Annotated in this window: 10 protein-coding genes; all 10 read right to left on the bottom strand. The window is 29.7% G+C overall.

Annotation, left to right across the window (positions count from 1 at the left end; genetic code table 11):
- Positions 1-205: 205 nt before the first annotated feature.
- On the bottom strand, positions 206-688 hold the full coding sequence (locus tag RYL55_RS07085; RefSeq protein ID WP_006702719.1) for a nucleoside 2-deoxyribosyltransferase: 483 nt from the start codon (positions 686-688) through the stop codon (positions 206-208).
- A gap of 34 nt (positions 689-722) precedes the next feature.
- Positions 723-2,348 carry an ATP-binding cassette domain-containing protein gene (locus RYL55_RS07080; protein ID WP_315008249.1) on the bottom strand — a complete coding sequence of 542 codons (1,626 nt, stop codon included), beginning with the start codon at positions 2,346-2,348 and terminating at the stop codon, positions 723-725.
- 114 nt (positions 2,349-2,462) lie between these two features.
- On the bottom strand, positions 2,463-4,106 hold the full coding sequence (locus tag RYL55_RS07075; RefSeq protein WP_315008248.1) for a Na/Pi cotransporter family protein: 1,644 nt from the start codon (positions 4,104-4,106) through the stop codon (positions 2,463-2,465).
- A gap of 165 nt (positions 4,107-4,271) precedes the next feature.
- Complete coding sequence (locus tag RYL55_RS07070) at positions 4,272-4,592, bottom strand: type II toxin-antitoxin system RelE/ParE family toxin (protein WP_315008247.1); 321 nt, start codon at positions 4,590-4,592, stop codon at positions 4,272-4,274.
- Positions 4,585-4,893 carry a type II toxin-antitoxin system RelB/DinJ family antitoxin gene (locus RYL55_RS07065; protein ID WP_020991345.1) on the bottom strand — a complete coding sequence of 103 codons (309 nt, stop codon included), beginning with the start codon at positions 4,891-4,893 and terminating at the stop codon, positions 4,585-4,587. Before RYL55_RS07065 ends, RYL55_RS07070 begins: the two co-directional genes overlap by 8 nt.
- Positions 4,894-5,160: 267 nt before the next feature.
- Positions 5,161-6,132 carry a hypothetical protein gene (locus RYL55_RS07060; protein WP_315008246.1) on the bottom strand — a complete coding sequence of 324 codons (972 nt, stop codon included), beginning with the start codon at positions 6,130-6,132 and terminating at the stop codon, positions 5,161-5,163.
- On the bottom strand, positions 6,110-7,324 hold the full coding sequence (locus RYL55_RS07055) for a hypothetical protein (protein ID WP_315008245.1): 1,215 nt from the start codon (positions 7,322-7,324) through the stop codon (positions 6,110-6,112). The genes RYL55_RS07060 and RYL55_RS07055 overlap by 23 nt, the downstream gene beginning before the upstream one ends.
- Position 7,325: 1 nt before the next feature.
- Positions 7,326-8,219, bottom strand: a complete 894-nt coding sequence (locus tag RYL55_RS07050; RefSeq protein WP_315008244.1) for an ABC transporter ATP-binding protein — start codon at positions 8,217-8,219, stop codon at positions 7,326-7,328.
- Between the two features lie 324 nt (positions 8,220-8,543).
- Positions 8,544-10,118 (bottom strand): ABC transporter ATP-binding protein, encoded by a 1,575-nt coding sequence (locus tag RYL55_RS07045; protein ID WP_315008243.1) that lies wholly within the window; start codon positions 10,116-10,118, stop codon positions 8,544-8,546.
- Positions 10,119-10,417: 299 nt separating this feature from the next.
- Entirely contained in the window at positions 10,418-11,635 is a 1,218-nt protein-coding gene (locus tag RYL55_RS07040; protein ID WP_315008242.1) for a DUF438 domain-containing protein, read from the bottom strand.
- Positions 11,636-11,765: the final 130 nt, after the last annotated feature.

Raw genomic sequence — 11,765 nt, 5'->3', positions numbered from 1 at the left:
TCTCTTGTTTTTAAACGAACTTGATTCAGTGTAATCATACAAATCCCCACTTTTTATTAATTTACATTATTAAATTGATATCGTTTTTATTTTATCGTTTAATATAATTTTTTACAATAGGGAAATTAGCATTCTCATATGTCTTCCAAAATAAAAATTCGACACTCTTGTTATCGTTTAGAGTGTCGAATTTATTTCATGTGTTTTAAGCCATAATATAAGCTGGTAAAGCTTCTAGTAATTCTTGCGTACTTGAGAAGACTTCCCCTCTTAATTTAATGAGACCTACTGTATATAAATTTGCATATGGGAATTGAGATTCAGCAACTTCTTGTAAGGCTACTAATTTTTCTGCATTTTCAGCCCCATATTGACGACTGTCACTATATAAAGCCAAAATTGGAATACCAGCTTGATATGCAATTCCAATCTCACTAGCAACACCTGCATCAATAATCGCACCATCTAAAATGGCAATGACTAAATCTGCATCTAGCAACGCATCTGTATCATATCTAGCAATCATCGTTGAATCTGCAAAAGAATTTTTATCATTAATCGCCATTTGTTCTTGTGGAAGATAAACTTCCAATTGTGGATATTCTTCACGAATTCGTTTAACAAAACTTTCGTTAAAAGCTAATTCCATTTCTGAAAATAATGGACTGGCAAAATAAATTTTTTTCATAGCGCTTCTCTCCTATAGCAAATTAAAGTCGATCTTATTGATATAAAGCATCTACACGTGCTTGAACTTCGTCATTTTCTAAGAATTCATCATATGTTGATTCTAGACGATCCACAACACCTTTTGGTCCGATTTCAATAATACGGTTCGCTGTTGTTTGAATAAACTCATGATCATGACTTGAGAATAATAATGAACCTTTGAAGGCAATTAAGCCGTCATTTAATGCTGTAATAGATTCTAAGTCTAGGTGGTTTGTTGGGTCATCTAATAATAAAACATTTGCTTTTGATAACATTAATTTAGATAACATACAACGGACTTTTTCTCCCCCTGAAAGAACTGTTACTTGTTTCATAACATCGTCTCCAGAGAATAACATACGACCTAAGAAGCTACGTAAGAATGTATTATCTTGTTCTTCAACCGGTGCATATTGACGTAACCATTCTAAAATATTTAATTGTGGATTCGAGAATTCTTCCGTCATATCTTTTGGTAAGTAAGCTTGACTAGTTGTTACTCCCCATTTGAATGTACCGCTATCTGCTTCCATTTCCCCTGTTAAAATTTTGAATAATGTTGTAATCGCAATATCTGAACGACTTAAGAAAGCAACTTTATCATCTTTTTTCAATTGGAAACTTACATTTTCAAAAATCACTTCGCCATCAATAGTTTTTGATAATCCTTCAACCATTAATAAATCATTTCCGATTTCTCTTGCAGGAGTAAATCCAACGAACGGATATTTACGGCTTGATGGTTGAATATCGTCTAATGTAATTTTATCTAACATTTTCTTACGAGATGTCGCTTGTTTTGATTTAGAAGCGTTCGCAGAGAAACGAGCGATAAATTCTTGTAATTCTTTAATTTTTTCTTCTTTTTTAGCATTTTGGTCTGCCATTAATTTAGCTGCTAATTGACTTGAATGTAACCAGAAATCATAGTTCCCTACGAATAATTTAATTTTACCAAAGTCAACGTCAGCCATATGTGTACACACTTTATTTAAGAAGTGACGGTCATGGGAAACAACAATAACTGTATTTTCAAAATTAATTAAAAATTCTTCTAACCATGCGATTGATTTAGCATCTAAACCGTTTGTTGGCTCGTCTAGTAATAGTACATCAGGTTTACCAAATAATGCTTGAGCTAATAATACTTTTACTTTTTCAGCTTCCACTAATTCACTCATTAATTTGTAGTGTAAGTCTTCTGCAATTCCTAAACCTTGTAATAATTGTGAAGCATCACTTTCCGCTTCCCAACCATTTAATTCTGCGAACTCTCCTTCAAGTTCTGCAGCACGAATTCCATCTTCATCAGAAAAATCTTCTTTCATGTAGATGGCATCTTTTTCTTTCATAATATCAAATAATTGTTTATGTCCCATAATAACAGTATCAATTACACGTTCATCTTCAAAAGCAAAGTGATCTTGTTTCAAGACAGTTAAACGTTCATGAGGATCTAAAATAACTTCCCCAGTTGTTGGTTGTAATTCACCAGACAAGATTTTTAAAAATGTAGATTTACCCGCACCATTTGCACCGATAACTCCATAACAGTTGCCAGGTGTGAATGAAATATTTACTTCATCAAATAATTTACGATCTGAAAATAATAAACTTACGTTTGAAACTTTTAACATGAAATTCTCCTTTTTAATAACATTTTTATCCTTATTGATTGTACTATAATTATCTATAAATAACAATTAATCACTAAAAAAGATGACACCAAATGGCATCATCTTCTCATCAGTTTATTCTGTTACGACCACTGGACGTCCTAATCTTTGAACAGTCTCACCAATATTTCTAAAGTGGTCACTAATACGTTCTAAGTTACTCAATAAATCCATGACGAAAATACCTGAATCGGCACTCGCAATTCCCTTATTCATACGTTTCATATATTTATCACGAATTTCAATTTTCAATCGGTCAATTTCTCGCTCGATTGTAATCACTTCTTTAACTTTCACTAAATTACCAGTTGATAAAGTATCAATCGACATTGCAAATCCTTTTTGTACTAAGTCAAATACATGTTCTAATTCTAATAAAGTCTTTTCATCTAATACAATATCACGTTCTAATACAGCTTTCGCAAAATCTGCAATATTTTCTGCATGGTCACTAATACGTTCTACGTCGTTAGCTGTACTAAATAATTCATCAATAGTTTCTTGGTCAGTTGTTGAAACATTTTGTTGAGAAATTTCTACTAAATATTCCACAATTGCTTTTTGGAATTGATTCACTTTTTGCTCTGAAGCAAATGCTTTTTCAATTTTTTCTTGACTACGTAAACGAATGGCATCAATCGCATATGTTAAAGTTTTGTCTGCCGCATGAGACATCGCTGCAAATTCATACATTGTATTTTGTAACGCAATCGATGGTGTTACTAAAATACGTTTGTCTAAATAAGATACTAGTTTCTCTTCTTCTTCCATTGTTTCAGCTTGTGGTTCTGGAATAATGAAGTCCGCTAATTTCAATAACACATTAGCAAATGGGAATAAAACAATAACATTTACAATGTTAAATAGTGTATGAGCATTCGCAATTTGTCTTGCAACATCAGTAGCATCCATAGATGTTACAATATTTGTTAAAATCCCTGTTAAAAACAGCATGAAGTAAATAGTACCGATAATATTGATACTTAAGTGAATTACTGCAACTTGTTTACCTCTTCTAGATGTTCCTAAACTACTTATTAAAGCAGTAGTACAAGTTCCAATATTATCCCCAAAAATAATATAAAGAGCTGTTGTAAATGGTAAAACTCCTTGAGAAGCTAAGGCAATCAATACCCCAATTGTAGCAGAAGAACTTTGAAGTGCTAATGTCATAATAAATCCAATAGCTACTCCAAATAGTGGATTATGTCCATAATTGACAATCCATTCTGTAAAGGCTGGTAAATCTTTTAGTGGCGCTAAAGCGTCTTTTAAATAGTTCATACCGATGAACAAAATTCCAAACCCTACTAAGATTTCAGCTAATTCTTTCATCTTAGGATTCTTCACAATTGCTCCCATTAAAATTCCTGTACCAATTGCAATAGGTGCCCATTGAGAAAGATTAAAGGAAACCATTTGACCTGTAATTGTCGTACCAATATTGGCACCAAAAATTACACCGACTGCTTGTTCAATCGTCATAATACTGGCATTCACAAATCCGACTACCATTACTGATGTAGCACTTGAACTTTGAATCACCATTGTGACGAACATCCCAACTAAAACAGCCATCAAACGATTTTTTGTTAACGTACGAACGATACTTTTTAGCTTATCTCCTGCAAATTTTTGCAATCCATCCGCCATTAATTTCATTCCGTACAAGAACAAACTTAAACCTGCAACTGCACCTAAAAACATCTCTAAATACATGGTGTTTTTAACTCCTTTGTTGTCTATTAAATTTTAAACGTTTATGTTCTATAAACAACACGATTGTAACATAGCCACTAGCACTTGAAAAGAGAAAAATACAAATAACTCCAATCTCTCAATAGACAGAATCTATCCAGAAATTGGAGTTGTTCAATTGAATTGTTACTCTAAATCTTTTATCAGTTTTTCTAAATGACTTGAAGCATGAAACACTCTAAGTATAGTAACTATATGATTCTCATATTTATAAAATATAGCATGGTTATTGACATTAAGACGTCTAATTTTAATTCCTAGTTTAATAAATTCTTTAACTATTGGACATCTCTCAGGAAATAAATTTAAACTATTTATTGATGATGCTAATTGATTGAAATATTTTAATGCAGTTTGTGGAGATTTCAAGTCATTTAAAATATATTCATAAATTAACATCATATCTTTTTCAGCATTTTTAGTAATTTTTACTTCTATTTTAGTCATCAATTTTCATCCTAAACTCATTAAAAAATTCATTAACCGGACGAACATGTTCCCCTTCAGCATTATGATATTCTTGAACCATCATTTTACCGAATTCTTCAGAAGTCATATTTTCAATACTTTCTGAATAAGGAGTCACAGGTAAAGAAATATTAAATGGTATGCTCTTTGTTAGCGAAACTTGTTTTAAAAGTAAAGTAACTAGCGTAGACATTGGCATTCCTAGTTGATTTAACACAAATTCAGCTGATTTTTTATCATCTTCATCAACTCTTACATTAATGGTAGCAGTTTTTCCCATCATCACACCTCCTTGAAATGTAATGCAATTGTATTGTAAATTACTACAAATGTCAAATTATATAGAATCATTTCTTTTCTCCACCTTAACACCTCTAAAAAAGCTAACATAGCAAATTATAACGGCATTTTTTCAGTGCATCATTCTTCCTTTAACTTTATCTTATATTTAAAAATTTTATAAATAAATACTTCGTAATATAAAAAGTCAACAGCATACACGTAGTTAATAATAAAAATCCTATAGTAAGAGACTGATTATTTTGAATCATTGGAACACTATCATCATCCCAAATGGGGTATTAAATAGACCAAAAATAGTACAAGTAACGATTAAAGTAAGGATACAAATAATCGATAATATTTCATCTTTAAAAAGGAACACAAGAATTTTTTCAAAAATATAACAAATATAAGTTGACACTACTGGATAAAAGATTGATATAAACAACAAATGATAAGCTGAATAGATTCTTGGACCATTTAACGTTGTCATTAAAAATGGATAGTTAAAAAAATTAATATCAAAAGCTATACAATATAAAGAAATTCCTATCAAAACTATAATTACTGGTAAGAAATAAAACAATCCCAGCGTATAAAACCACTCATCTATATTTAGACGTACAACCGAAATAGATAACGCTTTGAGTAAACTTTTATGAGATAGTTTTCGCTTATGAAAATTAGCAACCATGAAAATATAAAGAAATAAAAATCCACCTAAAGCAAGAAAATAAAGAATATTTTTTATCACTACATAACTAGTTTTATAATGCAAATAATCTTGATTACTTTCACTTAAATATTCTAAAATAATCTTTTCATCTTCCAATTTACTAATATCAGGCAACTTATCCATATAATTGGGCAACAAAGTTTTAAGATTTTTTAATAACCTAATCCGTTCTATATAAATGGACAATAGTTTTTTTGAAGTAACAGACTTTTTATAACTAAAATTTTCTTCAGACAAGTTTTGATAAATTTGAGCAATTTGTATTTCCGACTCTTCTCGAACATTACTTGGCATACTGTAGTCTTTAGCAATTAATGCCTGCAAGTCATCCATCATCATAAATTGAGTATTTAATACTTTTTGTGGTGTTTCTGTAGGAACCCATTTGTTATACCCTATCAATAATATAAACATAACAACCATAATGATAGGAAGCTTTATAAAGTAACCCGTTGAAACTAAATAGTTATAATCTAATTTAATGGAGGAAAATTTTTTCATAACGCTCCCTCTTTTCCTTCAAAGTCATTATTACAATTGAAAATATAAAACAAATTACACTAGTAATTACAAGTACTAACACTCCTCGAACCATTGAAAAGTGTCCATTTAAATAGAACTCATTTTTAACCCCATATATTACTGTTCCAAAACTAAAATAAGACGAAGGAATAAAACCAATATACGGCATTTCAACATTTAAAACTTTCATTACCGTTTCTAAAAATATAATGATTATTCCAAAAAGAAATGTTAGGATTTGATTACTAAATAGTTGGTTTAATAAACTACATAAGCTTACAATAAATAAATTCAACAACAGTACAAAGCATAGGATAATGAGAAACAGACTGAAATAAGAAATAGTTATAGGCGTATCATTTTCAAATATTACCGTTTTTAAAGTAAAATCTCCTATTCCATTTTTTATAGAAATCACACCAAAATAGAACAGAAATGCGACAAATTGAACAAAACTTATAACAATCCATTTACTACTCATTTTTTGAATACTGTATCTAAAATTACTAATTGGTTTTGCATTCAATAAACTTCTATGTTTAGAATCTGATAAAAATATAGAATTAGACATCACCAGCGTAAATAAGAAAAGGAATGGTAAGAAAAAAATATTTGGAATTTTATAATCCAATAATGGTAAGAATGACTGAACAGCAGTTATTCCTATCAATTCATTCATTACATTCTTATCATCAAAATTTTTACCTTCTAATTGTTGATAATGCAACATTGACTGTTGTGTTTGCTTTTTAAATAATATTCCATTTTTAGATGCAGTAGATCCTAAAGTATTTTTATTTGTAATCGTAATCCTATACTTTTCACGAATAGAGTCTTCTAATTCCCAAGTTTTAATCATTAATTGAATATATTTTCTATAATCTCTATTCTGAAAAGCATTTCCAGCATCTATATATGCATTATCAATCTCAACGAATAATTTTTCATCTTCACGTAACTCTCGTTGAGACATTTTGCGATCCATTAATAGACTATTTTTAGATTGTTCATGGATTTTTATGTTTGTGAGAGTATATTCATTCATTATTTGATACTGATGATTTAGTTCATAGAGATGTAAAAATGAAAATATTAATACAATAGAGAGGAAAATGATTACCTGAATTCTTACCAGTCGATTCGTCAATACCATGATAATCTGGCTTTTCATATTACTCTCTCCCTTCATCATTTGAATGGAACAGTTCTTGATAAATGATTTCGCAACCTTTTATTCCATAAGTCAAACTGAATATATCCTTCAAATTTGATTGAATCCACGAAAATATAGAATCTAACTCATTCCAATCTTTAATGCTGATGGTTAATTCTGATGAATTAGATAGTATATTCATAAATTGTTCAGTAAACTCTTTATATCTATCCTCTGATGAAAATTGTATTTCGAGTGATTGATTACACTGATCTTCAAGATTATATTTTAAAGCAATCCTCTTATCTTTTAAGAAATACACCTCATCAGCAATACTATTTAGATTATTCAACAAATGTGATGCAATGATAATTATTTTACCTTCATTTTTTAAACTTTGAAGTACTTTAGATATTAATTGCACGTTATCTGGATCCAGTCCATTCATCACTTCATCTAAGAGCATCACTTCACAATTTGTTACAACAACTAATGCAAAACAAAGTCTCTGTTTCATTCCTAACGAGTAACTAGAAACTTTATTGGAAATATATTCAGTCATTTGTAATTTTGAGACAACTTCATCCACAAATGATGGTTTAATATTCCACATTTCAGCGTAAAATTGTAAATGTTGTAACCCTGTCAACTCAGAATACAAATCATCTTGATTACACATTCTCACAATTTTTCGTTTCATTTCCAAATAATGATTCTTATAATTTTTATCATCCAACAAAACACTGACATCTCTATTATTGAGATTACCGGCGATGATCTCTATTAGTGTAGATTTCCCAGTTCCATTTGGTGCTACTAATCCAATAATTCTAGGATTGTCAATTTGAATATGAATATCTTTTAAAACTTCTTTTTCCCCATACGAAAACTTAGCTATACTAATATTTAACATTCTACCCCTCCTCATTATACCCACTTCTTTAAATAATTGAGCCACACTTTTTTGCTTAACGGTTCGTAAAAACTCCCAAACATTTTAATGTTTTTTTAAATTATATTCTTCCTATCAATTAATGTAAAGGCTTTATTTATAAAATAAAGAGTTTTCCGACTCTGTACTACACGCTATTTGGCATGTTTTTTAATGAAATTAACTTATAACAATAGAATAGAAATTTATCAAATAAGGAGTTATGGTTTTAGGTTAATGAATCTTTTAAATGGGACGTAAGCCACAGAAAAACGCGCCAAAAAATTTGGCGCGAATCCCTAGATTTTATAAAAAATAAATTTTATCTAATTTTGAGCTTATCTTATCATCTAAATGATGTGAAATAATAATGACCGTTTTCTCAGAATCTTCTACAATTTGCTCTTCTATAGCAACCGCCGTTTTAGCATCAATAGCTGAAGTTGCTTCATCTAAAATAATACATGGTGTATTACGTATTAATGCTCGAGCTAATGTAAGACGTTGTTTTTCTCCTCCTGATAAATTATTTCCATCTAAAGAAATAATCGTATCTAATTTTTCAGGTAAGTTATTTACTAAATCATACAGTTTAACCTTTTTCAAAATATCAAAAATTTCTTCATCAGTTTTCTTCATACCAAGTAGAATATTTTCTCTAATTGACATATTAAAAATTGCACCTTCTTGACTCACATATGCAATCTCTTTTGAAAAAAGAACATCCTTATTCTTTTCTTTAACAATGCCATTTACTTTTAATTCTCCATCAAAATTATTTATTCTACCTAAAATAATTTTGAGCAAAGTAGACTTTCCACTTCCACTAGGACCTAAAATTGCGTATTTTTTACCTTTTTCAAATTTAAAAGATAAATTATCAAAAATCTTTTTCTCGTCAATAGAATATGTTATATTGTTCCCTTCTATTAAGGATAAATTATCATATTCTATTGTTTCTGCTATCATTTTAGTTTCTAACTTCTCAATAACATCATTCATACCTTGCATTGATACGACTATTTCTAGGAACATACCAGTAGAATTTAAAAATAATGCTAGAATTGCTGGAACTGATAGTAACATTCCAATACTGATTTCCTTTTGTAATACTAAATAAAGAACAAACATAAACATAATACCTTCAAATATTCTTTGTGAACCATAAAATGCCAAGGTAGCAAAAGAAGTATATTTCTTAGCTACAACTCTCTGATTCTCAAGATCTGTTTGAGCTTGTTTGATTTTTTCTTTTAATATAGAAAGTGCATTAAAATTTTTTAAAACATCATAAGCAGAAGTGTATTCCTGTAATGTATTAGTATATATACCACTTAATTGAGAAAACTTCTGATATGCCATACCTATTTTCTTTCCAAACCGAGTTCCTACTATCATTAAAATTATTAGTAATAAAAGTGACACAGATCCTATCTTCCAATTAATAGAAAATAATATAATTAGAGATACAGTTGATAATACTACATTACTAAACAGATTTAAAAAAGGTTCAAAATAACTAGTTGAAATACGCTCTAAGTCAGTTGTGTACCAAGATATGTACTCTCCATGTTTTATCTTATGATAGTTATCGTATCCCATTTTTTCAATATTTTCACTAACGCCACTTCCAATTGAAACAATCCAATCTTTAATCAACTTTGCATTATTTATTGATAAACAAGACTTTAAAACTTCAGTAATTGCCATTACTAGAATTAATACAATACCGTATAAAAAATAATTATGATTATTTGCTAAAAAATTATCGAGTATCAGCGTTCTTCCATAACTGCTAAAGATTGTTCCTAATGCAATTAAAATAGTAAGAATTATTGTTCCAAACCACCGATATAAATTTATTGTAATATATTTTTTCATAAGTCCTCCTTTTTAAAAATATTTTATTTTGTTATTTTCATTTATGCTTCTTCCTATGGTCATATATTAACATATCTTTTATGTTTTTTCATCATTTTTTAATTTAAAAATATTTTTTATTGTTTTATCAATTTTTAACAAAGATAATCTATAACCAAAATTTAATATTTATACTATCATAAAATAATCTTTTAATAATAAAAAAACTCTCCGAATCACTCGGAGAGTCCGTATTTATTATTTACAACTTCATTGTTAGAAGTTACTGATAATTTAATATTCATTTTAATCTTCTCAGGTTAAGACAACTCTCGTTTCAGAGGTTGACTTTCAAAATTCTTCACGTATGGTGCAATGTTTTGGACATATTCTAACACGCCCATATACTCTCCTTGAGCATTTCGTACGGCATGATACGTTACGTGAATCATTTTATCTTCTTTTTTAAACCACATTTCTTCTTTTTCTTTTTTCCCAGATCGTAATTGTTCAAATAATTGTGTTACGATGGCATGGATTTTTGGTGGATGACAATTAATAACATCACGACCAATCGCACTCTTTGTGCGCTTGAAGATTTTCTCTTCACTGTTGCCTTCGTTGTAATATTTAACAATGTTATCCTTATCCACAAATGACAATTCCATTGGAAGTAGGTTTAATAATAAGTCTAATTGTTCTAAAGATAAGGAGCCAGTTGATAATGGGATGTCTCCTGTTTCTTGAATTTCTTCTTTCGACTGAATTGGAGAGGGTTTCTTTTCTACTTTCCATTCTGCTTCAGGAGTGACAATGCAATAGCCATATTGTGGAGTATCTTGCGCCATCTTTTCCCAATCATCTACATGGAAAGCTTGAGCAACCATAGGAATTAAAATATTTTCCTCTTTAAAAATCATTTCTAGCAATTCTTCTTTAGCTACTAGAAACTGTTCCATGACATCATCTGTTTGATTATGAAAAGCTTGTTTAAAATTTTTATAAATTTCTCTAATTTCATCATGAACTCCCCACATCACTTTCGGAGGAGCTGTAATTCCTTTTGATTCCATAATCGGAAATAGGGCATATTCTTTTCTTAAATAATGATTTTCAAACTGATCAAGTAAGCCAATTTGACGTTTTAATCCTTTTAACAGTTCTTCATCTTTTGAAGATACATAAGCCTGTAACAAACGTTCAATTCGGTCAATCGCTCCTCTAAGAGCTAAATTTTCCTTTTTTAAAACCATTACTGGATGTCCTTCTTTTTCAAAATCAGGCATTCCTTCTCCAGCTTCTACTTTTGCACTCATTAAGGAAGCATGAATCTTACAAAGACGCATAATTTCTTCATAAGTAATTCCTTCTTTCATCAAGTTTCGTTCCATCACTTGAATTTCATAAGGAGAAACGGAATCAAAATGTTTGTTAAATTCTTCTTGAATAATTTCTTCTTTTTCTCCTTGATGTAATCGGAGCATTAATTCTTTTAATTTTTCTTGACGTTCTAATGGTGACATTGCATCATTACTCATTGCTCTCCCTGCTTTCTTTTACAATATATCCATTCAATTCTAATTGACGAATAATTGTGTCCAGTGGGATTTTAGCAATTTTAGATCCTTTTTTTAAGCTTGTAATTCTTCCAACTGTTTGAACCATCTG

This window comes from uncultured Granulicatella sp. (assembly GCF_963515615.1).
In the GTDB taxonomy this organism is placed as follows: Bacteria; Bacillota; Bacilli; order Lactobacillales; family Aerococcaceae; genus Granulicatella.
This window is presented reverse-complemented; position numbering and strand designations above follow the sequence as displayed.

What these genes read in the sequence shown, in the direction of transcription:
- RYL55_RS07040 (WP_315008242.1), bottom strand. Translation starts at nt 11,635, where the DNA reads ATGAGTAATGATGCAATGTCACCATTAGAACGTCAAGAAAAATTAAAA.
- RYL55_RS07085 (WP_006702719.1), bottom strand. Translation starts at nt 688, where the DNA reads ATGAAAAAAATTTATTTTGCCAGTCCATTATTTTCAGAAATGGAATTA.
- RYL55_RS07050 (WP_315008244.1), bottom strand. Translation starts at nt 8,219, where the DNA reads ATGTTAAATATTAGTATAGCTAAGTTTTCGTATGGGGAAAAAGAAGTT.
- RYL55_RS07075 (WP_315008248.1), bottom strand. Translation starts at nt 4,106, where the DNA reads ATGTATTTAGAGATGTTTTTAGGTGCAGTTGCAGGTTTAAGTTTGTTC.
- RYL55_RS07060 (WP_315008246.1), bottom strand. Translation starts at nt 6,132, where the DNA reads ATGAAAAAATTTTCCTCCATTAAATTAGATTATAACTATTTAGTTTCA.
- RYL55_RS07080 (WP_315008249.1), bottom strand. Translation starts at nt 2,348, where the DNA reads ATGTTAAAAGTTTCAAACGTAAGTTTATTATTTTCAGATCGTAAATTA.
- RYL55_RS07070 (WP_315008247.1), bottom strand. Translation starts at nt 4,592, where the DNA reads ATGACTAAAATAGAAGTAAAAATTACTAAAAATGCTGAAAAAGATATG.
- RYL55_RS07055 (WP_315008245.1), bottom strand. Translation starts at nt 7,324, where the DNA reads ATGAAAAGCCAGATTATCATGGTATTGACGAATCGACTGGTAAGAATT.
- RYL55_RS07065 (WP_020991345.1), bottom strand. Translation starts at nt 4,893, where the DNA reads ATGGGAAAAACTGCTACCATTAATGTAAGAGTTGATGAAGATGATAAA.
- RYL55_RS07045 (WP_315008243.1), bottom strand. Translation starts at nt 10,118, where the DNA reads ATGAAAAAATATATTACAATAAATTTATATCGGTGGTTTGGAACAATA.